Raw genomic sequence first — 26,127 nt, forward strand, 5'->3', positions numbered from 1 at the left:
GGCATATCCAGTCCTAAAGACTGATACTGATCATGCCCTACGCTAATGGTAATTGGCTTGTATAAGATCTGATCAGCTAAATGTTGATCTGACATGAGGGTTGTATGGATGAACCGAAATGATCTCCGCCGCGTGGATCTCAATCTACTCATCGTCTTTGAAACTCTCATGCACGAACGCAGCGTAACCCGGGCCGCTGAAAAGTTATTTCTGGGACAGCCAGCCATTAGCGCTGCGCTATCGCGCCTGCGTAACCTGTTTGATGATCCACTGTTTGTCCGTACGGGACGAAGCATGGAGCCCACGACCAGGGCATTGGAAATCATGAACCTGCTTGAGCCAGCGCTAGACTCAATTTCTACAGCAGTCAGCCGCGCGTCCGAGTTCCATCCTGAAACCAGTACAGCCGTATTCAGGATCGGCCTGTCCGATGATGTTGAGTTTGGTCTCCTGCCCCCCTTAATCAAACGCATCCGCGCAGAAGCACCAGGTGTCGTCCTGGTTATTCGCCGCACCAATTATCTTCTAATGCCTTCACTTTTAGCCTCCGGGGAGATTTCTGTCGGTGTCAGCTATACCACTGATCTACCTGCGAACTCAAAACGCAAGGTTTTACGCCGCAGTAAAGCCAAATTGCTGCGGGCTGACTCGGCGCCGGATTCGGTTTCACTTGACGAGTTTTGCTTGCGACCGCACGCCATGGTGTCATTCTCCGGTGACCTAAACGGCTTTATTGATGATGAGCTAGAAAGGATGGGGCGTAAGAGGCAGGTAGTGCTGGCTGTACCGCAGTTCCATGGTCTTGCCAGCCTGCTGGAGGGCACTGACATTCTGGCCACTGTGCCGGACTATGCTGCTGCTGTGCTGACCTCGGCGGGCGGGCTGCGCACCGAGGACTTGCCATTTACCACCAATAGTTTCGAATTGCACATGGCATGGCGCGGTGCTCAGGACAATGACCCTGCTGAGCGATGGCTCCGTTCAAGAATTCAAATGTTTTGCGGTGATCCTGCCAGCCTCGAATAATCTCCTAAGACTGGCCATTTCTTGCATCGCCTAACGAGAGTACCGATAGGTACTCAAGGTGCAGGCGTTTTAACAACAGCAAGTGTTCCAACGGAACATTCTTCCGATGCTTGATCAGCTGGGCCAAGTCCTTTTCTGCTGCCTTTCTTGCCGCCCAGCGTTTTCTGCTTTTCTCCAGATCCAACAGCGCAACCTCCACCTGAGGCGTTCCAAAACTATCAACTGTAGCTCTAGCGAAGATGTGCTTGGGATAACAGCAGCCGTGTTGCCATCCTGAGCAGTGTAAACGCGCCAGCATGATGGCCAGCTCTTTGATCAACAGGGCATTAAAGTCTTCGCTGTGCCACTGCGAATACCACGTTTCAAGGTCGACATACCCTTCCAAGGCCTCAGTCACCAACAGCGCCTGCCATTCGCCGTCATGCTTGCGGGCTGCGCTATATATCAATTTTGGTGTATTGATCCCAACGCTAGACAGCGCTTTGTATACCGCCCTCTCCCTAAGAATGGTGGGTCGTCCGAATGGATGCAGTAGCGTACGGTAGAGATGGCCAGTCTGGCGCTTGATATAAACCGGTAACGACTGGCTCTCACGCACCAGTTGGACGCCACTCTCACCACCGCGCCGTTGATTTGGCTCTTCCACCCAGTCGCCCTTTGCACACCACCAGCGCTCAAACTGGAGATTTTGATCCTGAGCATTATCAAGGCTGCCTACCAGGTTCATCTTCAGTGCTCCTTACGCAGCGTATAGGTACGCCACATTGCATAGCCGGGTATGAAGTCTCGGTATTCAACAACCTTCCAACCAGATTTTTCAAACTCTCGTTCCAGATCTGAGCGATTCACAACAAAACGGTTTTTATTTTGTCCGGTATGCCCTCTCGCCTCCCGACGGGCCTCCAATTTCTTCCGCCGCCAGGCTTTGAAGTTGCCATCAATCCACAGAGAGACAATCAGCGTATCGCGACTGACACGGTGGAACTCACGCAACAAGGCGAGACGGTGCTCAGTGTCTTTAATGTGGTGCAACAAGCGCATGCAGAAGATGCTATCGACGGAGTTGTCCTCCAGATCGATATCAAATGCGGAAGTTTGGAAAGTGGTAATGCGTGAAACCAGCTCCTGAGGCTGCGCTGCCTTGGCAACATTTAGCATATCCGCGGAATTATCTGCAGCCAGGATGACCCGGTCTTGCTGTTCGGCTAAAAGCGACCAGAAACGACCTGCTCCACACGGAAGATCAAGAACAACTTTAGGCTCCCCGGCCAGCTTCAGAGATTCGCGGGCAATCTGCTCATCTCGCCAGTGCGAGAGCCTGCGGGCTAGGCTCTCACTGTGTTTGTGCAAATATTGCTGAGCATGAGCCCGGTTATATTTACGGGAAAACTCCAGCTCAATACTGCTCGCCTTCTGCATAGCAACGTGTCCTTTTGGATAGATACGTTGCAGAGCCTAAACAGGTGCAGATCAACACAGCGTCAAGGTGATGTGAAAATTTCGTCAGACAATCAACTCTTTGTACTTAATTTCAAGCTGGAGCCTCCCAGCAGAACCCTGAAGCAGGTGCCTCCATCGCTCAGGGTTGTGACACTGATACTCCAGCCTTGTTTGGTGCAGATACGTTTCACCAGTGAAAGCCCCAGTCCGTGCCCTTCTCCTCGCGCCCCCGGGCCACGCACAAATGGCTGGAAGATCCTCTCCTGCTGATCAAGTGGTATGCCTTTACCACTGTCCTCAACACGCAGAGCCCCATCTTCAAGCACAAGTCTTACAAAACCTTCGTCGGTGTAGTGCAACGCATTGCGCAATAGATTGCTGATCACCACCGCCAGCAAGGTCGGGTTGTAAAAACCTCGATCGCGGCCTTCTTGAAGGTACTGAAGCGTAAGTCCTTTGCTGTTGATGGATTCTTTCCAGCGTTCAATTTGCTCATCGGCAACCGTCGCCAGTCGGCAAGCCGTGGCACACAGGGTTTCATCGCTTTTATCACGTGCCAGTTGTAAGAAGGTCTGTACCAGGTCGTTCATTTCTTCGCTGGCACGACTAATTCGGATGAGATGCTCGCGTTCCTTGGTGCCAAGACTACTTTCTGCAAGCAACTCGCAGGAGCTGGCAATAATCATCAGTGGCGTACGCAGCTCATGACTGACATCACTGGTAAAAAGCCGTTCGCGTTCAAGTGCCATGCGCACCTGCCCCAATGTACTGTCGAAGGCTGCAGCCAGCTGGCCGACTTCATCATCCGGATACTGTGGTCCCAGCGCAGGAGCCAGCGACAACAGCTGATCGCGGTGACTCACCTGCCTGGCCAGACGAGCCACCGGGGCCATTACCTTTCGGGCAACCAGCAATCCCAACCCCCAAGCCCCAATCACAGTGAGCAAGAAGCCGGCGAGCACAACATTGAACAGTACGTGCTCTCGCGCCTCAAAGCCGTGCTGTTCTTGGATCAATGTGTAAACCGTGCCATCAACTTCCTGACTAAATGCGTAATACGCCTCCGGGCCCTTGAGCACCTCGCTAAACCCCAACGGCAAGCTGGCGAATTCTTTAGGTGGTAGGTATTCAGGTAGCGTCGATGCGTAGAAGCGGGTGGATGAGTCCAGCCGAGGTGCTTTGCCAAACATCAGGTCATCGCGGAGGATCTCCTCCAGCTCATGACCAAGCTCGAGGGTAATCAGGTGGTCCTCAATAAAGTGCACAACAGCCACAATGCTGAGTGAGAACACACCGCTGACCAATGTGGTCATCAGAACAAACGAAATCAGGATTCGCCTGGCAAATGGCTGTTTAGACGACATGATTTTGCTCGGCAAGGCGATAACCTACACCATGCAGGGTGTGCAGTAACGGCGTTTCAAAGGGTTTATCGAGTACCTGGCGGAGTTGGTGGATATGGCTACGCAGACTGTCACTGTCCGGACAGTCATCACCCCAAAGCGCTTCTTCCAGCACCTCACGGCGCACAACAGCTGGGCTTTTCTGCATCAGCACTGCCAACAGCTTCAGCCCTAATGGATTGAGTTTAAGAGGCTGCCCCGCTCTGCTCACGTGCAGAGTATCGAGGTCATACACCAGATCAGCTACTTTCAGCTGACGTTTACGTAAGCCCTGGCTACGCCGCAGTATGGCCTCAACCCTCGCGACTAACTCAGACAGCGCAAACGGCTTAATCAAGTAATCATCGGCACCAGCTCGCAGCCCCTTGAGGCGGTCATCCAAAGCATCGCGGGCAGTCAGCATCAAAATAGGCACATCGTTGTTACCGTCATCACGCAGGCGCTGGCAGACTTGGTAGCCATCAATCCCCGGCAGCATGATGTCGAGAATGATGAGATCAAAGTGCCCGGTCGTTGCCAAATGCAGCCCCGTCAGGCCGTCCTGTGCACAGTCAACGGTAAAGCCTTTGAGCTGCAGATAATCCAGCACATTGGCAAGGATATCGCGGTTGTCTTCAATAACCAGAATGCGCATAGGAATCCTATTTACCGGCTCGAGCAGTTACGTTTTTTTCACATACCGATGACGCTTCACTGACAGAAGCTCAGTCAAACTCTGTGGCAAACAAAACCGAATAAGGTTCAACCACGACCATGTTGGGCACACCTCAATTTTTATGCCCTCTCTGGATATCCCTCACGTCACGACTGTGGGCTATTCATCAAATTTACGCGCTCTTGGAGCGCAATGAAATTATCCATGATGTGCCTCCTGATCAACTCATAACGAAACGACTTAAATGCACCGCTGAGCGTTAGTTAAGCGGTAACAAGCCTCAGCTTTCACCTGCTAAAACGGCCCTTCTCCTTGGAGTTCTACATGACTGTAGCCACGTCTCTCAGTCGTTACTTTAATTTTCGCCTGGCTATCGGTATTCCAATGCTAGTAATGGCTGGTTTATTAATTGCTGAACCGACAAAACTTGATTTCACCCTGGCAAATTTCTTTTATCTGCCAGGTCAGGGATTTATCGGCAAACAATATGATTGGGTCGAAACCCTCCTGCACGACCAGGCAAAGCAGGTAGTGATTGCCTTTGCTGTGCTGATCATCATCGGCTTTGTCGTCAGCTTGCTAAATAATCGCTTGAAGCCATACCGGGCGGCTTTAGGTTATCTGGTGCTGGCCCTCTCCATCTCAACCAGCATCGTCCCCCCCCTTAAAGCGATGACGGCTGTGCACTGCCCGTGGAGCCTGAGCGACTTTGGCGGTGAGGAAACCTATACACCCTTGGTCCACGAACGCGCACCTACCGACAAACCGGGGCGCTGCTGGCCGGGCGGGCATGCGTCAACAGGGTTCTCACTGATCGCCGTTTTTTTTGCCTTACGCGATCGTAAGCCCAGGCTGGCACGCGCAGCGCTGGTATTCGCGATTGGATTGGGCACAGTCTTTTCCATTGGACGTATGGCTCAGGGCGCACACTTCCTCTCACATAACGTGTGGACCTTTTTATTTGACTGGCTGATCTGTGTGCTGTGTTACCGCGGGGTGCTTTATCGCTCCAGAGCTGACCTCAATGAGCGAACGCCTGAAGCACTAAAGACGGGATGAGGCAGATACGGCCCTGCACTCAACAATAAATGCCGGGCCGCCAGGGAATTAACTGGCTTGCCCGCAGCTTGGCTGCCCTGCAGCAAATCGGTTATTCGGGCTAACTGCAGCGTTCATTTCTTTGAGTGCAGTTGAGCCGATCAAAAGTGGATATTTGAAGTCACTGCGATCAGTCAGATTGACTTCAATATTCTGCAGCTCATTACCCAGGCAAATGTCCATGGCCACTACCGGACGCTCGGTGTACAGCTGTTCATCACCTGCTTCACGATCTCCAGCGCGGCGTTTGATGTAGCTCATACGCACTAAGGGCTTTTCGATAACCTGCTGGTTGTGCGGGCTATCCAGCCCAAGCTGGAAGCGCACCCACTCCCCACCGTCTTTCTTGAATACTTGGATATTGGTTGCACTCAACGAGGCAGTCTCAGCACCGGTATCCAATTTGGCGGGTACTTTAATTTGCAACTCATGGAGCTTTACATATTCGTGTAAACCATAAATCTGAGGTTCTTCCTCAGCCATTACCGAAACTGGCATCAGCGCAACCAGCGCCATCCAGGCAAAACGATTCATTACTGTCTCCACTAGGTTGATCTAAGGCACGTTGGAACTAGTCAGGAAGCACCAACCACACAGGCGCTCAGAATAATTCACCAAACTGAATTCAAACTTAAACAAAAAACAAAAGACCCGGCAACGCAGAGCGCGGCCAGGCCTTTTGTCGATTCATCAAACTGAAACCTGAGGCTTCACTCAGACCAGATCAAAACGGTCCAGGTTCATTACTTTGGTCCAGGCTTTGACGAAGTCATTCACAAACTTCTCTTTCGAGTCATCCTGCGCATAGACCTCAGCTAAGGCTCGCAGCTGTGAGTTGGAACCGAATACCAGATCAGCCACCGACGCCGTCCACTTCACGCTGCCGGTCTTACGGTCGCGGCCTTCCAGCACACCTTCAGTTGCAGACTTTTTCCATTGCGTGCCCATGTCCAACAGGTTGACGAAGAAGTCATTAGTCAGCGTCTCCGCTTTGTCGGTAAACACACCCAACTTACTCTGACCGTGATTAGCCCCCAGCACCCGCAGGCCTCCGACCAATACAGTCATTTCCGGAGCACTCAAGGTCAGCAACTGCGCCTTGTCGATCAGCATCTCACCCTGCACCGATGCACGTTCAGCACGGAAGTAGTTACGGAAGCCATCTGCAGCAGGCTCCATGGCAGCAAATGACTCGACGTCAGTTTGTGCCTGGGTAGCATCTGTACGGCCCGGTGCAAATGGCACCACCACTGTCTGGCCAGCTTTCTTCGCTGCTGCCTCAACAGCCGCATTACCTGCCAATACGATCAGGTCCGCCAGAGAAACCTTCTTACCAGTGCTCTGCGCCGCATTGAAGGATTGCTGGATGCTTTCCAGCTTAGCCAGCACCTGTGCCAGCTCCGCTGGTTGGTTGACTTCCCAGTCTTTCTGCGGAGCCAGACGAATACGAGCCCCGTTGGCACCACCACGTTTGTCACTGCCGCGGAAGCTGGACGCTGAGGCCCAAGCCGTGCGGACCAATTGCGCAATGCTCAGCCCAGACGCCAGAACCTGTGCTTTCAGCGACTCAGCGTCATTAGCGTTGATCAGTTCATGATCAACCGCAGGAATCGGGTCTTGCCAAATCAGCTCTTCCTTCGGCACCAGCGGTCCGAGATAACGGCTGCGCGGGCCCATGTCACGGTGAGTCAACTTGAACCAGGCGCGGGCAAAGGCATCGGCAAATGCAGCGTGATCCTGATGGAAGCGACGGGCAATTTTTTCGTAGACCGGATCGAAACGCAGCCCCAAATCTGCAGTCGTCATCATCGGAGGGAATTTGCGCGATGGATCATGGGCATCCGGAATCATTTGCTCAGGTTTAGGCTCTTTGGGAGTCCACTGTTTAGCACCAGCTGGGCTCTTGGTAAGCACCCACTCATTGCCGAACAACACCTCAAAGAAGCCACCGTCCCATTGAGTCGGATTCGGTTTCCACGCACCTTCAATACCGCTGGTAATGGTATCCACACCTTTACCACTGCCAAAGCTGCTGATCCAGCCAAGGCCCTGATCTTCCAGAGCGGCTGCTTCAGGCTCGCGCCCAACCAGAGCGGCATCGCCGGCACCGTGTGCTTTACCGAAGGTGTGACCACCGGCAACCAGGGCAACCGTTTCTTCGTCGTTCATGCCCATGCGGGCGAAGGTCTCACGAATATCGCGAGCCGATGCAACAGGATCAGGGTTACCGTCCGGGCCTTCCGGGTTCACATAGATCAGACCCATCTGCACCGCAGCCAGCGGGTTCTCCAGATCACGATCACCACTGTAACGGCTGTTAGGTTTGTCACTGGTCGCCAGCCACTCAGTCTCAGCGCCCCAGTAGATGTCTTTTTCCGGCTCCCAAATGTCTACGCGGCCGCCACCAAAACCAAAGGTTTTGAAGCCCATAGATTCGAGAGCAACGTTGCCGGCCAGAATCAACAGATCACCCCAGGACAGCTTGTTGCCATACTTTTGCTTGATTGGCCACAACAGACGGCGGGCCTTGTCGAGGTTGGCGTTGTCCGGCCAGCTGTTAAGCGGCGCGAAACGCTGATTGCCGGTGCCGGCACCACCACGGCCGTCGTGAATCCGGTATGTGCCCGCAGCATGCCAGGCCATGCGGATCATCAGACCGCCGTAGTGGCCCCAGTCGGCTGGCCACCAATCCTGAGAGTCGGTCATCAGCGCATGCAAATCAGCGATTACTGCATCGAGGTCGAGACTTGCAAACGCTTCGGCATAATCGAAGTCTTCACCCAACGGATTGGATTGGGCAGAGTGCTGATGGAGTGTGTCCAATTTCAGCTGATTTGGCCACCAGTCAGTATTGCTCGGCGCTGTAGCACGCTTACTCCCTCCGGAGAAAGGGCATTTAGACTCGTTTGACATGGTCGACTCCCGTTAGTCATTTTGCTGTTAGGTAAGGTCAGGATGATTGCCCCCCACGGAACACACAAATTAGTTTTTAATATGGCGCTAATAGTGTTTGAGAGAGGCGGCTAAGATTCTGAATATGGCTGCTCCTGACACATCTGAAATGCTGCGCAGAAACGTCTTAATCGCAGTATTGAATCAGAGCTGAGAATCAGAGCGTATAAACATTAATTTGGTTCACACATACCACCTGCGTGTTGACTTAAATCATCTATCCCGATAGCAGGGTTAGTTTTTTTGTACTAGCAGAGCATTAATTAGTTAGCGCCGCTAAACCGGCGAGATCAGTTGATGTCACATACAATCAGTGGAATTTCACCTGCAAGCGGAGCGCGTAATGCAGCCCAAATTTTCCGTCAAACAACTCTTGGTACTTATTGTCATTGCCAGCTACGGCATGCTTGCTGGGGCGCTGGCTCTACAGCACTTTTTGGGATGGGAGCCGTGCACGTTGTGCGTACAAATTCGCCTATGGCTGGTTTGCAGCGGCACAGCCGGGCTGCTGATTTTGCTGACGGAGCAACTCGGCGTGCGCTGGCTCGGTTTACCGTTCTGCGCCGTGCTACTGGCCGCCAGTGGTATGGCGGTGTACGACAACATCCACCTGCTGCTGATTGAAACCGCCCTGATTCCCAGCACCAGTTGCTCGCCGTTCCCTTTCTACGCCTTTTACTTCCCGATTCATGAGTGGATGCCTGATGTATTTATGAGCGCAGGCGTGTGTGGCGAAAACGATTACAAAATTCTCGGCCTGCCGTTCAGCATCTGGACAGCCTTGAGTGTCTCAGCGCTCTTCCTGTTAGTGGCTTACACCCTGCTTCGCGCCCTTCGCCGCTGATCAATGGCGAAAAGTCTGGTTACTGGCTTTGCGTTCCAAGCTGAGCTACATCCCAGCCACCGCCAAGCGCTGCAATCAATTGCACGCTGGCGGTGAGACGACTGCCCAACAGATTCAAGGCCGTGCGCTCATTACTCAACGCAGTGGCCTGAACATTGACCACCGAGTTGTAATCAACGGTCCCTGCCCGGTACTGGTTTTCAACCAGTCGCAAGGACTCGCGTGAAGCGTCCAGCGCCTGCTGCTGAATGTCCGCCTCTTGCGCCATTACACTCAGTTGCACCAGGTAATTCTCAACTTCGCGGAAACTATCCAACACCGACTGACGGTATTGCGCCACTGTCTGGTCATAGGCTGCCTCCGTGCGCTCCAGCTCAGCGCTGCGTGTGCCACCATCAAACAGGGTCAACGCCAGTTGCGGCCCCAGCGACCAGACACGGTTAGGCAGCTCAATCCAATCAGCGAAACTACTGCCGCGATAACCACCTGAGGCAGAGATCGTCAAATCCGGATACCAAGCGGCTTTAGCCACACCAATCTCGGCATTGGCTGCCATGACCCGGCGCTCAGCAGCAGCGATATCTGGTCGCCGCTCCAGCAGTTGTGAAGGCACAGCCCCCGGCACCTGCGGCAGTGCAGGCAACTCAGAGCGCGAAGCAATAGTCAGCTCGCTGGGAGGAACACCGATCAGCACGGCAATGGCGTGCTCCAGCTGAGCCCGCTGCCACTTCAGATCGACAGCTTGCGCCTGAGTACTGCGCAATTGAGTCAGGGCCTGAGTAACATCGGATTTGGGTACGATGCCCGCGTTGTACTGATTCTCCGTGAGTTTCAGTGAACGCTCATAGGCGCTTACGGTGGCGTCCAGCAAGCGTTGCTGTTCATCCATCACCCGCAGCTGCAGATAATTTTGCACAAGCTCTGATTGCAGACTCAGTTTCACCGCAGCCAAGTCCGCCGCACTGGCCTCAAAGCCCGCCTTGCTCGACTCCAGCGAGCGCCGCAGCTTGCCCCAGACGTCCAACTCCCACGCGGCGTTAAGCCCCAGATCGTAGGTTTTGATAACGCCCTCATCCGCTCCCTGACTGCCTCGACTGACTCCAGTACTGCCAGATAGCTTGGGATAGAACGCTGCGCGTGCACCGCGTACCAGCGCACGCGCCTGGCGATACTGAGCCTCGCTGGCGGCCAGATTCTGGTTGGAGACATTCAAACGCTCCACCAGACTGTTCAGATCGGCGTCTTCGTACAGCTTCCACCACTCACCACGCGCCAGCGCGTCAGCCGGTGCCGCCTGTGTCCAGCCCTGCATTTGCTTAAAAGCTGCGGGAGTGTCCAATGTTGGGCGCGCGTAGTCAGGGCCAATTGCGCACCCCGTCAACGCCAGGCTAACCGCCAGCACGGTAGGAAGGTGATTAAAGCGCATCAGGTTCATGTCCTTGTTTCTAGGGCGGCGTCTATCGGTGCCGCGCGCCAGCGGTTGATCCGCCGGGCCAGTCGATCGAAATACAGGTACACCACCGGCGTGGTGTACAACGTCAGCAATTGGCTGAGTACCAGCCCACCGACAATGGTAATACCCAGCGGCTGGCGCATTTCCGCGCCTTCAGCCGTGCCTAACATCAACGGCAGCGCACCAAGAATCGCCGCCAGAGTGGTCATCATGATAGGCCGGAAGCGCAGCAAACAGGCCTGGCGGATCGACTCCTGAGTGCTCATCTGCTGCTGGCGTTCCAGTTGCAGTGCCAGGTCGATCATCAAAATCGCGTTCTTTTTAACGATACCGATCAGCAGGAACAGACCCAGCAGCGAAATCAGGCTGAATTCGATCTTCATCAGCTGCAACGCCAACAAGGCTCCGACACCAGCAGAGGGCAGTGTCGAAAGGATCGTCAGCGGGTGCACGTAACTCTCATAGAGCACACCGAGCACGATGTAAACCACCACCAACGCCATCAGGATCATCAGCGGCTGATTCTTCTGGGTCTGCTGAAATGCGCCGCCGGTGCCGCCCATCATGCCTTGCACCTCAGTCGGCAAACCGAGTCGGGCAATCGCCTTGTTAATCGCTTCAGTTGCCTGATCCAGACTCACGCCTTCAGCCAGAGCAAATCCGATGTTTTCCGCCGCAAACTGGCCCTGATGGCTGACCCTGTCTTCTTCCAGGCTCAACTCCCAGCGGGCAAAACTGGACAACGAAACCCGTCCACCATCGGCGGTAATCAATTTGATCTGATTGAGCGATTCCGGGTGTTCAGCAAACTTGGGGTTAATCTCCAGCACCACGCTGTACTGATTGAGACTGTCGTAGATCGTCGAAACCTGGCGCTGGCTGAAGGCGTTATTGAGCACTGCCGTAATCATCGACATATCCACTCCCAGGCGCTTGGCCTGCTCACGATCAATGACCAGACGGATTTGCTGCGCGCCGTCTACTTCTTTGGCATCGATATCAGTCAGCTCAGGCAAGGCCCGCAGCGTCTCGCGAACTGGTGGCAGCCATTTACGTAGCAGGTCGAGGTCGCCAGACATCAGCAGGTATTCATTTTCCGAGCTGCGCCCTTCCCGCCCGCCGACTTGCAGGTCTTGGTCTGGCATCAAAAACATGCGCCCCCCCGGAACTTTCGGCATGGTCTTGCGCAGCCGTGCGATCACCGCCTGAGAACTGTCTTGACGCTCAGCAATGGGCTTCAGTCGAACGATAAGAAAGGCATTGCTGATACCACCACCGCCACCAATAAAACCAGCCACGCTCTCGACTGCAGGATCTTTAAGGATGGCGCGCCGGTAGATTTCCATCTTCGGCTGCATGACCTTAAAAGACAGCCCGTCATCGCCCCGGATCATGCCAATTAGCTGGCCGGTGTCCTGTTGCGGCATAAAGGTTTTCGGCACGCTGACAAACAGGAAAACGTTAAGCGCAATGGTCGCCAGCAGGCTGAATACCATCAGCAGCGAATGGCGCAGCGCCCAATCCAGCGTCTTGCTGTAAAACGCCAGCACCCGCGTATGTGCGGCTTGGCTTACCCGCTCCATCCAACCAGGCTCACGCTGCTTGTCATCTGGTTTTAACCAGCGGGCGCAGAGCATCGGCGTCAGCGTTAAAGACACGACCAGCGAAATCACAATGGCGACGGCCAACGTGATGGAAAACTCGCGGAACAGGCGCTCAACAATCCCGCCCATAAACAGGATTGAGACGAACACTGCCACCAGTGACAAGTTCATCGCCAGTAAGGTGAAACCGACTTCCTTGGCCCCTTTGAAGGCTGCCGCCACCGGGTTCTCACCCTCTTCGATATAGCGCGAGATGTTTTCCAGCACGACGATGGCATCGTCCACCACCAACCCGGTAGCGATGATCAGCGCCATCAGCGACAGGTTGTTGAGGGAGAAGCCCAGCAAGTACATGACCGCAAACGTGCCAACCAGCGATACCGGCACTGCCAGCGCCGGAATCAGTGCCGCGCGCCAGCGGCCAAGGAAGGCGAACACCACCAGAATCACCAGCGCCACGGCAATCAGCAATGTCTGCTCGGCCTCGTGCAACGTGGCACGAATCACCGGAGAACGGTCCATAGCCACTTGCAAATCGACGCTGCCGGGGATCACGGCACGCATCGCAGGCAACTGCGCACGAATCTCGTCGATGGTCTCCAGAATGTTGGCACCGGTCTGGCGATTGACCACCAGCAGCACGGCTTCCTGATCATTAAAGAAACCGCTGTTGTAACGGTCTTCAACGCCATCGGTGACTGTGGCCACATCGCCCAAGCGCACCGCCGCACCGTTCTGGTAGCGGATGATCAACGGAATATAGTCAGCAGCCTTCTCTAACTGATCACTGGCCTGCACCTGCCAGTGACGTTCGCCATCCTCTACCGAACCTTTGGGACGTTTGACGTTGGCATTAGTGATGCTCTGGCGCACTTCATCCAGGGCAATGCCGTAGTGATCGAGCAAGCGGGGTTCCAGCGCCACGCGCACCGCTGGCAGCGAACTACCGCCCACCTGCACTTCACCAACGCCACCAATTTGCGCCAACTTCTGCGCCAGAATGGTGGAAGCCACGTCATATAGCTGGCCTTTGTCGAGCACCGGGCTGGTCAGTGACAGCACCATAATCGGCGCTTGCGACGGGTTGACCTTAGCGTAAGTAGGCATGGTGCGCATGCCGCTGGGCAACAGCTCGCGAGACGCATTAATGGCCGCCTGCACTTCCCGCGCTGCGCTGTTGATATCCCGGTCCAAATCGAACTGGATCATGATCCGCGTGCTGCCCTGACTGCTGCGGCTGTTCATCTGGCTGATGCCAGCGATGCTGCCCAACGACCGTTCCAATGGCGTGGCAACGCTGGAGGCCATGATTTGCGGGCTGGCACCCGGCAAGCTGGCTTGCACAGTGATTGTCGGGAAGTCCATCTGCGGTAAGGGAGCAACCGGCAGCAGGCCAAAGCTAACGCCACCCAGCAACAAAATCGCCAGGCTCAGCAGCAGTGTTGCCACCGGGCGCAGGATAAACGGAGCAGACAGATTCATGGGTTGACCACAATTCCGGAGGCGCTACGGCCGGTAAAACGCCGCGACCAACGATCGAAGTACAAATAGATCACCGGCGTGGTAAACAAGGTCAGCACCTGACTCACCAACAAACCGCCGACCATTACCAACCCAAGGGGCTGACGTAACTCAGCGCCCGAGCCCGTCGCCAACATCAGCGGGATCGCCCCAAACAACGCCGCCAGCGTGGTCATCAGAATCGGCCGGAAGCGCAACAAAGCAGCCTGATAGATGGCCGCATCCGGCGTCATCCCCTGATTACGCTCAGCATCCAACGCAAAGTCGATCATCATGATCGCGTTCTTTTTGACGATCCCGATCAGCAAAATAATGCCGATAATCGCGATCAGTCCCAGCTCATTGCCGCTCAACAACAAGCCCAACAACGCCCCAACACCTGCAGACGGTAGCGTCGACAGAATGGTGATGGGATGAATGTAGCTCTCGTAGAGCACGCCCAGCACGATGTACATGGTCACCACCGCAGCCAGAATCAGCAGCAGCGTGCTCGACAGCGAGGCGCGGAACGCTTCGGCCGCGCCCTGGAATTGAGTCTGGATTGAAGCCGGTACACCAATCTCCTGCTCAACCTGCTCAATCACCTCCACCGCTTTGCCCAGCGAAACACCTTCAGCCAGGTTGAACGACAGTGTGGCCGCCGGGAACTGGCCGATGTGGTTGATCAACAGACTCGCCGGCCGCTCCTCAATACGCGCTAGGGAAGACAGCATGACCTGCTGCCCGTCAGCCGCGCGGACGTGTATCTGCCGCAGTGCCTGCAAGCCGATGCTGCCTGCCGTCTGGCTTTCAAGCACTACCCGGTATTGGCTGGACTGGGTGTAAATGGTGGAAATCTGCCGCTGGCCAAAGGCGTCGTACAAGGCGTTGTTGATATCAGCCACGCTGATACCCAGACGTCCGGCGATATCTCGGTCGATATTCAGATAAACCTGCAAGCCACGGTTTTGCAGGTCGCTGGCCACATCCGTCAGCTCTGGGCGTTCGCGCAGGGCGTTAACGACTTTCGGCACCCACTCTTCGAGCAGCGCCAAATCTGGCGACTCCATGCTGAACTGGAACTGGGTACGGCTGACTCGGTCTTCGATGCTCAAATCCTGAACCGGCTGCATGTACAGCTCAATCCCCGGCAAGCGCGCAAGCTCCGGGCGCAGCCGTTCAATCACCTGACTGGCCGTTACATCCCGCTCTGCGCGTGGCTTGAGGTTGATCAGTAAGCGGCCGCTGTTGAGCGTTGGGTTATCGCCATCCACACCGATATAAGAAGACAGGCTGGCAACTGCCGGGTCCTTGAGGATCACATCAGCCAGACGCTGTTGGCGCTCGCTCATGGCTGCGAACGAAATCGACTGCGGCGCTTCGGAAATCCCCTGAATGACCCCAGTGTCCTGCACCGGGAAGAATCCTTTGGGTACTGCCAAATACAACACCACCGTCAGTGCCAGCGTTCCCACCGCAACCAACATGGTCATTGGCTGGTGCTTGAGCACCCATTTAAGCCAGACGCCGTAATGCTCAATCATGCGATCCAGCACCGCGCCAGCTGCTTTGTAAAAACGCCCTTCCTGTTCAGGCTGCTCTGGCTTAAGCAATCGGGCGCACATCATCGGCGTTAAGGTCAGGGAAATGACCAGCGAGATCAGAATTGCCACCGACAGGGTAATGGCGAATTCGCGGAACAAGCGCCCGACCACATCCGCCATAAACAGCAGCGGGATCAATACGGCAATCAGTGAAACAGTCAGGGACACCAGGGTAAAGCCGATCTGCTTAGCCCCCTTGAGCGCCGCATTGAGCGGGGTTTCCCCCTCTTCCAGATGCCGTGCGATGTTTTCCAGCATGACAATGGCATCGTCCACCACAAATCCAGTGGCAATGGTCAGCGCCATCAGGGTCAGATTGTTAACGGTAAACCCTGCCAGATACATCACCGCAAAGGTGCCAATCAACGACAAAGGCACCACAATCGACGGAATTAGCGTTGCGGAAAGCTTGCGCAAGAACAGGAATGTCACCAACACCACCAGCGCAATGGCCAGCAGCAATTCATGCTGCACGCCCTTCACCGCAGCGCGGATGGTTTCGGTACGGTCAGTCAACACCACCACATCAAGGCTGGCGGGCAACACCTGAGTCAGATGCGGCAGCAGCTCTTTGATGCTGTCTACCACCTCAATGACGTTTGCACCCGGCTGGCGCTGGACGTTAACCAATACCGCCTCGTTGCGATTGGCCCAGGCAGCCAGGCGTTGGTTCTCCGCGCCATCAATAATCTGCGCCACATCCTTGAGTCGAAGTGCGCCACCGTTTTCGTAATCTAAAATCAGCTCGCGGTATTCATCGACGGATTTGAGCTGATCGTTAGCATCCAGCTGGGAAATCCGTGTCGGCCCATCAAAGTTACCTTTGGGCTGGTTGACGTTGCTGGAGGTAATCAGGCTGCGTACGTCGCTCAGGTTCAGGCCATAAGCCGCCAGCGCTTCCGGGTTGACCCGCAAGCGCACCGCAGGACGTTGGCCACCGGCCAGGCTAACCAGACCGACACCGGAGGTTTGCGCCAGCTTCTGCGCCAGTCGCGTGTCCACCAAGTCGTAAACTTTGGGTAGCGGCATGGTTTCCGAGCTGATTGCCAGCGTCAGCACCGGGGTATCAGCCGGATTGACCTTGTTATAGACCGGCGGTGCCGGCAAATCATTGGGCAACAGATTGCTGGCAGTGTTGATGGCCGCCTGCACCTCTTGCTCAGCCACATCCATGCGCATATCCAGATTGAAGCGCAGGGTAATCACCGACGCTCCACCGGAACTGGTGGATGACATCTGCTTGAGCCCCGCCATCTGGCCCAGTTCACGCTCCAACGGAGCGGTCACCGCGCTGGTCATCACATCCGGGCTCGCGCCAGGGTATAGCGTCATCACCCGAATGGTCGGGTAGTCCACTTCCGGCAAGGCAGACACCGGCAACAAACGATAGGCCAGCAGACCGCTGATAAAAATCGCCAGCATGATCAGCGTGGTGGCAACCGGCCTCAGGATAAACAGGCGCGAGACGTTCATTATGGACGAGGCTCGCGCGGTGAATCTGGCTGACCTGCATCTGCAGCAGGACTGGCTTCGGATTTCACTACGCCATCTTCCACCACCTCGACCTTGTCACCGGAACGCAGTCGGTCGGTGCCCTCCAGCACAACCCGGTCGCCCGCCTTGAGTCCATCAACAACTACCTGAGTCTGGCCATTTCCGGGCCCGACTTTAACCGGGCTCAGCTGTACTTTGTCCTCGCTGTCCACCACATAGGCGAATGTGCCTGTACCTCCAAACTGCAGCGCTGCAGCAGGCATCAGAATTGCGTTATCAAGCGTTTTCACACGCAGGCGCACATTCACAAACTGATTGGGGAACAGGCTCTGCTGGCTGTTCTCGAAGCGTGCTTTGAGCTTGATCGTACCAGTGGCGGTGTCGATCAGGTTGTCCAGGCTCTCTAGCGCACCTTCAGCCAGTTTGTTCAACTCGCTACGGTCCCAGGCCTCAACCACCAGCGTCTGCCCTGCATTGACCTGTTCTGCAACGGCTGGTAACTCCGTCTCAGGCAAGGTAAACAGAATACTGATGGGCTGTGTCTGGGTGATCACCACCAGTGGGTTGGTATCACCGGAACTAACCAGATTGCCCACATCCGCCTGGCGAATGCCGAGCCGTCCTGAGATCGGTGCACGGACTTGGGTGAAGTCCAGATTCAATTGAGCATTGGCGACATTAGCCTGCAAGCTCTGGATGCTGCCCCGACGCTGGTTAACCAGCGCCTCTTGGGTATCAAGGGTCTGCTTGGCAATAGAGTCCTGGGCAAAAAGGTCGCGATAGCGAATCAGGTCTACCTCCGCATTGCGCAACTGGGCCTGCATTTCCTGCAATGCGCCTTTAGCTTGCTGCAATGCAATGGCATAGGGGCGCTGGTCAATTACAGCCAACAAATCTCCGGCCTTGACCTGCTGCCCGTCTTTAAACAGCAGCTTGACCAACTCTCCGTCTACACGTGGACGGACGTTGACTGTGTTGTAAGCCGTTACCGTGCCCAGTGCTTTTAACTCAACCGAGAAATTCCCCTGAGTGACTGGGGCCAGACGCACCGGAATCGGTCCGGCATCGCCAAAGGGGCCACGATGCATACCGCCCTGTGGGGCTTCGGGTTTGGATGGCCAGAACCACCAGAGCAGAAGCAGCAAGATGACCAACGCAAGCGAGCCAAACAGCCATTGCCTGGAAGAGTTACGGGAGAAGTTCGGAGTTGGCATATCAGACAGGGCAGCCGTGAGTAATCTTGGGAGCGTGAACGATAGTAAGAATCAATGTGGCTGCAAAGCCCGCAAGGTCGGATTTACCATTTCCTTACGTTACTAAGCAGCTGATCCACAAATAAAAACGGCCTGCTGGGCAGGCCGTTACGTATACATTTTCAGCTTAGTTCAGGACTGCCAGCGCAGCCGCATAATCCGGCTCATTAGCGATTTCACTGACCAGCTCACTGTGCAGCACTTTGTTATCCGCATCCAGCACCACCACCGCGCGGGCTGCCAGCCCGGCCAGCGGGCCACTGGTAATCTGCACACCGTAATCACCCAGGAAGTCAGCACCGCGAAGGGTGGAAAGATTCACCACATTCTCCAGTCCCTCAGCACCACAGAAGCGCGCCTGCGCGAACGGCAAGTCAGCGGAAATGCACAGCACGACTGTGTTATCCAGGCTGCTGGCCTTAGCGTTGAAAGTACGCACTGACGTTGCACAAGTCGGCGTATCGACACTTGGGAAAATGTTCAGAATCTTACGCTTGGCACCCAGACTGGCCAGGGTGACATCGCTCAGATTGCTGGCAACCAGGGAAAAAGCCGGCGCTTGTTGACCAACTTGCGGCAACTGCCCATTAACTTCTACCGGGGAGCCTTTGAGGGTTACGCTTGCCATGGTGGGTATCCTTCAGCTATCGAATAAACAAAAAATGCGTACCTGCTTGTAGCAGGTACGCAGCGGCATTCATGCCTGCCAGCTTAGCCACTCAAGGCTGATGCCACATCAGTTTTTTGCAAAGTAGTCGCGGGTCAGTTTCACCACAACCGGGCTAAGCAGCAACAACGACAACAGGTTTGGCAATGCCATCAAACCATTGAGGGTATCAGCCACAAGCCAGGCAAAATCCAACTGAGAAATTGCCCCAAACGGTACGGCAATCACCCAGAAAAGGCGGAACGGCATGATGGCTTTAGTTCCGACCAAGTATTCCCAGCAGCGTTCACCGTAATAGCTCCACCCCAGAATGGTGGTGAAAGCGAAGACCACCAGCGCCAGTGTCAGGATGTAACCACCAAAGCCTGGCATGGCAGACTCAAACGCAGCAGCGGACAGAACTGCCCCGCTCTCCCCGCTGGTCCACACACCCGAACAGATAATGGCCAGGCCAGTCATGGAGCAAATGATGATGGTATCGATAAAGGTGCCGATCATGCCGATCATCCCAGAACGCACTGGACTGTTTGTTGTACCGGCAGCCTGAGCGATGCCAGCAGTTCCCAGACCCGCTTCGTTAGAGAAAATCCCCCGCGCCACACCAAAGCGGATTGCCGCGATCACCGCAGCACCAGCGAAACCGCCCGTTGCTGCAATGGGCGTGAATGCATAGGTAAAGATGGTCTCGAATGCGGCTGGAATCTTGTCAGCATTAACGATCAGCACCACCAGAGAGGCAATAACGTACGCCACACACATAAACGGCACCAACGCCGCCGCAACCTTACCGATACGCTTGATGCCGCCGAGGATCACCAGACCGACCACGATCATGGTGACTACACCTGTCACCCACAGCGGAATACCGAATGAGCCCTGCAGTGCTGCGGCCATGCTGTTGACCTGAACCATATTGCCGATACCGAAGCCGGCAAACCCGCCAAACAGGGCAAATGCACTGCCCAACCACAGCCACTTTTTGCCCAGTCCATTCTTGATGGCATACATCGGGCCGCCAACGAACTCACCACGGTCATCTTTTTCCCGATAGTGAACCGCCAGCACGACTTCACAGTATTTGGTGGCCATCCCCACCAACGCGGTACACCACATCCAGAACAGCGCACCAGGGCCGCCCAGAAAAATAGCCGTGGCAACACCAGCAATATTGCCGGTACCGACAGTTGCTGCCAGGCACGTCATCAGTGCCTGAAAGGGACTGATCTCACCGGTAGAGTCATCTCCCTTCTTCCGCCCCTGCCACATCAAGCGGAAACCAGCGCCGATCTTCAGCAGTGGCATGAACTTGAGTCGTAACATCAGGAAGAAACCGGTGCCGAGAATCAGCACCAAAATGGGTGGCCCCCAGATCAAGGCGTTGACTTCATTGACAAGCGTATTGAGAAATTCCATGCATGCTTCCTTATTCTTGTAGTGAACGCGAATGATGACTCGCTGTACCGAATGCCGGGTAGGCATTGCCGCTGACACGTCCTCCTGTAGGCGCAACGTGCTCACAGCAGATCGGATCTCACCTGCATATATACGGCAGTACAGGTTCGACGGCGCTCAGTATAGAAACTCAGCGACAGGAAGGTTCACTAATTAGAATCAATTGCCCAGTGAATTCTGGGGGTTGGAATATTAAAACGCCTTAAGTATCTAGCAATCCAGCAATTATCCTGACTGAGCAGTTAAAAATCGCGTCTGTAGAAAAGATCCAGCGAGCTGGCCAGCCCGCTGGCTGCCTCAAGATACAGCCGCCGAGTCAGCTCATAGCGCAAGGCAATCGTATTGGCAGGTTCAAACACCCCCACGCCGTAACGCAGACTCAGTCGTTCCGACAAGTTTCCGCTAGCAACTACGCTCGTAGTTGCGCCCGAGCCCTGGGTATCCAACTGGAAGTCCTTAATACCCAAGCCCTCTGCAACAGTAGTAAGCACCGGGGCGCTGCCAGCCATACCCAGCGCCAGAGCCGCCTGGGCCAGCATGCTGTTATCACCGGCGTTCTGCCCGATTGGACGCCCCAGGACCAGATAAGAAAGCGCCTGCTCCTGGCTCATGGCCGGTTCGGAGAATACTTGTGTGGTTGGCTGCGCCGCGTTGCCGGTCAGACGCAGGCCTGCGGTGACAGTGTCCACTTTGCGTACTGCTTCAATATCAAGGAACGGCTGGTCAATCGGCCCGGTAAAAAACATCCGTGCCCGGCGGATATTCAAACGCTGGCCATACGCACGAAAGCGGCCATTGTTCAGGCTCAAATCGCCCCGAGTATCCAAGTCGTTACCGATGTGCAGGCGTCCAGCCAGATCGGCGGTCAGGCCAAAGCCTTTGAAGGTAAGGCGCTCCTGCCCCACTTCGACATCGATATCCATGGCGATAGCGGTGGCTGCTGACTGCGTCTGCTCGGCACCAATAACCTGCGCATCAGCAGACACCTGTACGGTTGAAGGCGGCAACTCTCTGACTTCAATTGCCCCCTTAGGAATCTTGACGGTGCCAGTCACAGACAGCTGATCATCCTGCAGACGCACCTGCAGATCAGGCTCGACCTCAAGCGCTGCGTACGGCTCGACGTTCACTGGCAACTCGGTACCTTTCAACCGCACACCGGCAGCCAGACCACTGGCCCAATTGAGTTCGCCCTCAAGCGTCGCTTGGCCTTGTTCGCCACTGCGCCAGCCACCGTCTAAACGCAACTGCTGACCGTTGAGCTGCGCCACCAGACGCAGGTCTTGCAGATCCATTGGCAGATCACCGCCAGAAATCTCACTGTCGACAACCCTCAGCGAGCCATTGACCTGCGGAGCCAGCAGCGTACCGCTGATACTGCCTGAGCCATTCAGTTGCCCGGTAACACGCTCAACCATCGGCACGAAGGGACGGACCATGGCCAGTTGCAGCCCCTTCAGGTCAAAACTGCCGCGAATAGGCTTGCTGTTGCTACGCGGGTCCATCTGGAACTGCAGCAGCATCTGTCCTATTTCCGGACCTTTCAGCTCAACTTTTGCTTCCACTTGCTGCGGTTTGAGCTGAGCGTTGAGGGTGAGATTCTCATAGGTGAAATCAACCCAGCTGTCCGCTTCACGAACCTTCCATACACCACGCCCGGCATCCACCACAATCCGCCCGTTCGGCCCGCTCGCGGGCAGATCGAGTTTAAGATCAGCGTTCAACTCGCCTTGCCACTGAAAATCTTCCGGCAACCAGGGTTTAAGCGTTTCCATCGACAAGTCACGCAGCTGAAAGTCCAGCTTCGCATCTGGCAAAACACGCTGCTTGGCCCCACACAAACTGGCCGGGCCTGAGCGCCAGCAGTGTGCACCCAGCTCCATCCGCCCATTGGCCAGATAGTCAATGCTCAGCGATTGCTGCAAACGCCAGTCTTGTTCGCCGCTGTGAATCCGCCCATTACTGAGGCTGCCGCGCCAGTTACCGTTCTTCATGCTGCCATTCAGAGCCAGTTCACTGTTGAGCAGCGGGCCTTGCAGATTAAATGTCAGCTGATGCTGCGACAAAGTGCCATCCGCATTTACCTCAAGGCGACCAATGTCGCTATCTCCCGAGCGCACACCTTGTGCTTCCAACGCCAGCTGCGCGCGCTCTCCCTGTTGCAGCGCGGCATCAAGCGTCAGCTGCTGAATGTGCTGCCCGTCAACCCCCAGGCGCTGCCCCTGCAGTTTTAGTGTGCTATCTGGTGCTTGTAGTGTGCCCGCCAGGTCAAGCTGACCATTTAGCTGCCCTTGCAGACCAGGCCACAGCTGGCCAAGGCGCGGCATATCGATCTGCAACTGACCGCGCAGACGCTGCTGCAAGGCTGCGCTGCCATTGATACGGTTATCTCCCAGACGTACATCCAGAGCACTCAGTTCGCCCTGCTGTAGGCCACCGTCATAACGCACCAACAGGTTGGCCGGTTGCGCACGCAGACGACCCTGCAGATTAACGTCAGCCTTGAACTGTTGCAGATCACCCCGGCTGTCGATTACACCCGCAAAACTGCCCGGCATTTGAGCCATCCAGTACCCCGGATCAAGCTGGTTGACCTGCAGGCGCACATCCCATTCAAGCTTGTCGGCAAATCCCACACTGACGGGCCCTTGGGCAATCCCCTCGCCCGCCTGCAAGGTCAGATCAGGCAGGTAGACGCGTTCTAGGTTGCCGCTCACCGGGCTTTTCAGGGTGAAGGCACCGGCTGGACCATCCAGAGCGGCGACAAAGTTGCCCAGATAATCACCGTCGCGGTAGGCCACTTCAGCATCTAGGCGCTCAAGCAGCACCTGTGGCGGTGTTTCCATCGGGTACAGCCGCGTCCATGGAAACGCTTGCCACTTCATTTTGCTGTCGATACTAAGGCCTTGGGACCAATCGAGCGTGCCGTCCAGTGTCACGAACTGATCAGCCCCGGCATTCAGAGACAGCGCATCCAAGCGAAGGCCGTCTGCTTTGATTAATCCAGCCAACACCAATGCCACTGGCTGGTTTTCGTCAGCCAAAGCAGAGCGGCCGGCCAGCGTGTAACCGGCCTCCAGATCACCCCTGGCCTGCAAATCGACTCCACGCAGGGTTAAGGTGTCAGGAAGTTCACTATTGGCTTTGAATCGCTCAACTTGCACACGCAATGTGGCAGGCAGGTGCTCGGCCAAAGGCTGGGCGACGCCATTCAGCCGGCCTTGCAAATAACCCTGGCTGTCCGCCTGTACTGTCACCTCACCCTGCAGATGGCCTTTGAGTTCAAGGGTAATGTTCCAGGGCTGTTGTTCCGGCGCAGGCAAGGTCAGCTGGCCCTGCAGCGCCAGCGGCCAGTCACCGGTCGGCGACAATGTGCCTTTGACATCCAGGGCCAGATTGCCGGAGCGCGCTTTCAAAGTTTCAATCTGCATCCCGGCGGGCGTCCAGCTCGCAACCAATTCCGCCCCCTGCAGTTGATCGGATCCATTGAAACGCAGCCCCTGTAGGCTGATATCACCTAACTCAAGCGCAAGCGGCAGATTCAAATCAGGCAGGGAAAACGGCTCGTCACTGGGAGGTTCATCGCTGGGCGGGAAATCAAGCGTAATCTGACCTGCGTGTAAGCGGCCGATGCACAATGTCGAGCGTAATAAACAAGCGGGACTCCACTGCATCTCTGGAGACTCGACCAACACCGAGCTCTCCCCTTGCTGCCAGTGCAAACGCTCAGCACTCCACTGACTGCCTAGACGCCCCTCAAAGGCCTCAACCTCAAGCCCGGGAATCTGCGCCAGCAACCAGCGGCTGCCCGCCTCGCTGTTGATCAGCAACATAACCGCCAGGAGCAGCGTAAACAGCAGCGCCAGCACGCACGACATAATGATCAGGAAACGGCGTTTCACAGCTCTGGCCCCATCGAGAAGTGAAAACGAATACCACCTTCATCGTCCAACGGATGGGCCAGATCCAAACGCAAAGGCCCGAGTGGCGAGACCCAACGCACACCGAAACCAACTGCACTTTTCAAAGAAGGCAAATCCAACGAATTGAAGCTGTTACCGGCGTCATAGAAACCGGCCAAGCGCCATGTATCGGTGAGGCTGTATTGGTACTCCGCACTGGCCGCAACCAAGTAGCGGCCGCCGATCTTGTCACCCTTGCGGTTCTCTGGAGACAAGCTCTGGTAGTCGTACCCCCGTACGCTCTGATCGCCACCGGCGAAAAAACGTAACGATGGCGGAACATTGCCAAAACCGTCAGATTCGGTCCCGCCAACCTCAACCCGGCCCAACAGTCGGTGACGCTCAAACAAGGTCGTCAGGCCTTTAAGCTGCACATTGCCATGCACCACATTGGAGTCAGAGAGCACGCCCTCCGCCGCGCCAGAAAGGCTGAATTGCAGGCGATAGCCATAATTGGGATCGATCTTGTTGTCGCTCTGCAGATATGAATAGCTCACCCCCGGCATCAGCAAGGTGCTCAGGCCGGAGTCATCACCCAAGTAGTACTCTTCATGCAGCAGCTTTAACGACAGTACACGCTGCCAGCCGCTTTCCAACTGACTGTGCCACTCGGGGCCAACCGTTAACAGGCGGCTTTTGCTGTCCGTATCGGCCAGGTCTTCGGCCTGGTAGCCACCGGCAATCCGCAGCTTGTCTGTCAGCGGCGGGTCCAAAGGAATGTCATACCACAGGCCGACGTTCTGCCGCGGTGCCGACAGTTCCAACTCAGCGCCGTAGCTATGGCCCTGCGGGTTAGCGTAATGGCGGGTCCAATTGGCCCGTCCGCGCGGCCCGACGTCAGTTGAAAAACCCAAGCCCAGCCCCATGCTGCGAGGCTTACGCGCTTGCAGCTGAACCTGAATCGGAATTCGCTGTGCGTCAGCAACGGTTGGGTTGGCATCCACCTGTACCGTTTCGAAATAGCCGCTGGAACGCAGCGCCTGGTAAAGCTCGTTAATCAGCGCGGCATCGTAGGGTGTGTCAGGTTTGAACGGCACCATGCGTTGCAGAAGTGATTCATCAAAGGGAGCATCCCCGCTAAAACTGACATCGCCGAGCTGATAACGCGGGCCGCTGTTGTAGACCAGTTCGATATCGGCAACGCCTGCATCCGGGTCAATCACAAAACGCTGGCGGGTATATGAGCCGGAGAAGAACCCAAAACGGGACGCCTGATTGAGGATGTCGCGCTTGGCCGCCTCGTAGGTGCCGTGATTCAGCTGCGCCCCCGGCTTTAGTTCAGGCTCATCCGGTATGCGGAAGCGCTTCAACTCACTAGCGGGTCCTTCCAATCGGATGCTGACATTACGCAGCCGAATCGGCTCACCCGGCTCCACATTCACTGTCAGGCGCGTGGTTTTGCCGCTGCTGACTTCGCTGCTGATCTGCGGGTGGTAATAGCCTAATGCCTGCGCGGCCTTAAGCGCCTGAGCTTCGGCCACCCGGCGGAAGCGCTGCAAATCCTCAGCGTCACGCTCACCGAGGCTACCAATGTGCCCCTCAATATTCTTTTTCAAATCACTATTGGAAGGCGAAACACGAACGCGCAACTGCGATTCAGCCAACACACAGGTGCTGAATAACAGGATCAAGATGGCAGCAGGAAAACGAACAAAAACAGACATTAAGCGATGCTAACACAGGGTTTTGAACGAACTAAGATGGCAGGCCTGCAGGTAAG

17 protein-coding genes are annotated in these 26,127 nt (G+C 55.7%); 3 read left to right on the forward strand and 14 right to left on the reverse strand.

The genetic code is table 11. From position 1 onward, the window contains the following. Positions 1-108: 108 nt before the first annotated feature. Positions 109-1,026: a LysR family transcriptional regulator gene (locus tag AO726_RS18535; protein ID WP_058069587.1), complete on the forward strand. Its 918-nt coding sequence runs from the start codon at positions 109-111 to the stop codon at positions 1,024-1,026. A gap of 4 nt (positions 1,027-1,030) precedes the next feature. Here AO726_RS18535 and AO726_RS18540 read toward each other — a convergent pair whose 3' ends face one another. The 4 genes from AO726_RS18540 to AO726_RS18555 form a co-directional block, all read right to left on the reverse strand. Continuing rightward, complete coding sequence (locus AO726_RS18540) at positions 1,031-1,753, reverse strand: lipopolysaccharide kinase InaA family protein (protein WP_058069588.1); 723 nt, start codon at positions 1,751-1,753, stop codon at positions 1,031-1,033. A 2-nt stretch (positions 1,754-1,755) separates the two neighbouring features. Next, the gene (locus AO726_RS18545) at positions 1,756-2,445 is read right to left on the reverse strand and encodes a class I SAM-dependent methyltransferase (protein WP_058069589.1); all 690 of its coding nucleotides are present in this window, start codon (positions 2,443-2,445) and stop codon (positions 1,756-1,758) included. 92 nt (positions 2,446-2,537) lie between these two features. Further along, the gene (locus AO726_RS18550; protein ID WP_058069590.1) at positions 2,538-3,830 is read right to left on the reverse strand and encodes a sensor histidine kinase; all 1,293 of its coding nucleotides are present in this window, start codon (positions 3,828-3,830) and stop codon (positions 2,538-2,540) included. Further along, positions 3,820-4,503 (reverse strand): response regulator transcription factor, encoded by a 684-nt coding sequence (locus tag AO726_RS18555; RefSeq protein ID WP_058069591.1) that lies wholly within the window; start codon positions 4,501-4,503, stop codon positions 3,820-3,822. The genes AO726_RS18550 and AO726_RS18555 overlap by 11 nt, the downstream gene beginning before the upstream one ends. 345 nt (positions 4,504-4,848) lie before the next feature. Between AO726_RS18555 and AO726_RS18560 the strand changes: the two genes are divergently transcribed. Beyond that, the gene (locus AO726_RS18560) at positions 4,849-5,583 is read left to right on the forward strand and encodes a phosphatase PAP2 family protein (RefSeq protein WP_058069592.1); all 735 of its coding nucleotides are present in this window, start codon (positions 4,849-4,851) and stop codon (positions 5,581-5,583) included. 48 nt (positions 5,584-5,631) lie between these two features. Here the strand turns inward: AO726_RS18560 and AO726_RS18565 are convergent, their stop codons facing one another. Together AO726_RS18565 and katG are read right to left on the reverse strand one after the other, a co-directional pair. Then, entirely contained in the window at positions 5,632-6,156 is a 525-nt protein-coding gene (locus AO726_RS18565) for an ATP-dependent zinc protease family protein (RefSeq protein WP_058069593.1), read from the reverse strand. Between the two features lie 180 nt (positions 6,157-6,336). Then, on the reverse strand, positions 6,337-8,535 hold the full coding sequence (gene katG / locus AO726_RS18570; RefSeq protein ID WP_058069594.1) for a catalase/peroxidase HPI: 2,199 nt from the start codon (positions 8,533-8,535) through the stop codon (positions 6,337-6,339). 382 nt (positions 8,536-8,917) lie between these two features. Between katG and AO726_RS18575 the strand changes: the two genes are divergently transcribed. Continuing rightward, complete coding sequence (locus AO726_RS18575) at positions 8,918-9,418, forward strand: disulfide bond formation protein B (protein ID WP_058069595.1); 501 nt, start codon at positions 8,918-8,920, stop codon at positions 9,416-9,418. 19 nt (positions 9,419-9,437) lie between these two features. Here AO726_RS18575 and AO726_RS18580 read toward each other — a convergent pair whose 3' ends face one another. The 8 genes from AO726_RS18580 to AO726_RS18615 all read right to left on the reverse strand — a co-directional run bounded on the left by AO726_RS18580 (position 9,438) and on the right by AO726_RS18615 (position 26,071). Continuing rightward, positions 9,438-10,844 (reverse strand): efflux transporter outer membrane subunit, encoded by a 1,407-nt coding sequence (locus tag AO726_RS18580; RefSeq protein WP_177330568.1) that lies wholly within the window; start codon positions 10,842-10,844, stop codon positions 9,438-9,440. A gap of 5 nt (positions 10,845-10,849) precedes the next feature. Then, the gene (locus AO726_RS18585) at positions 10,850-13,957 is read right to left on the reverse strand and encodes an efflux RND transporter permease subunit (RefSeq protein ID WP_058069597.1); all 3,108 of its coding nucleotides are present in this window, start codon (positions 13,955-13,957) and stop codon (positions 10,850-10,852) included. Beyond that, on the reverse strand, positions 13,954-17,052 hold the full coding sequence (locus AO726_RS18590; protein ID WP_058069598.1) for an MdtB/MuxB family multidrug efflux RND transporter permease subunit: 3,099 nt from the start codon (positions 17,050-17,052) through the stop codon (positions 13,954-13,956). Before AO726_RS18590 ends, AO726_RS18585 begins: the two co-directional genes overlap by 4 nt. Beyond that, positions 17,052-18,287 (reverse strand): MdtA/MuxA family multidrug efflux RND transporter periplasmic adaptor subunit, encoded by a 1,236-nt coding sequence (locus AO726_RS18595; protein ID WP_058069599.1) that lies wholly within the window; start codon positions 18,285-18,287, stop codon positions 17,052-17,054. Before AO726_RS18595 ends, AO726_RS18590 begins: the two co-directional genes overlap by 1 nt. A 166-nt stretch (positions 18,288-18,453) precedes the next feature. Beyond that, on the reverse strand, positions 18,454-18,954 hold the full coding sequence (tpx, locus tag AO726_RS18600) for a thiol peroxidase (protein WP_058069600.1): 501 nt from the start codon (positions 18,952-18,954) through the stop codon (positions 18,454-18,456). Positions 18,955-19,062: 108 nt separating this feature from the next. Then, the gene (locus AO726_RS18605) at positions 19,063-20,406 is read right to left on the reverse strand and encodes an alanine/glycine:cation symporter family protein (protein WP_058069601.1); all 1,344 of its coding nucleotides are present in this window, start codon (positions 20,404-20,406) and stop codon (positions 19,063-19,065) included. 281 nt (positions 20,407-20,687) lie between these two features. Then, positions 20,688-24,347: a translocation/assembly module TamB domain-containing protein gene (locus AO726_RS18610; protein ID WP_082629187.1), complete on the reverse strand. Its 3,660-nt coding sequence runs from the start codon at positions 24,345-24,347 to the stop codon at positions 20,688-20,690. Then, the gene (locus AO726_RS18615; protein WP_058069602.1) at positions 24,344-26,071 is read right to left on the reverse strand and encodes an autotransporter assembly complex protein TamA; all 1,728 of its coding nucleotides are present in this window, start codon (positions 26,069-26,071) and stop codon (positions 24,344-24,346) included. The genes AO726_RS18610 and AO726_RS18615 overlap by 4 nt, the downstream gene beginning before the upstream one ends. Positions 26,072-26,127: the final 56 nt, after the last annotated feature.

This window comes from Pseudomonas sp. TTU2014-080ASC, from assembly GCF_001446935.1.
In the GTDB taxonomy this organism is placed as follows: Bacteria; Pseudomonadota; Gammaproteobacteria; order Pseudomonadales; family Pseudomonadaceae; genus Aquipseudomonas.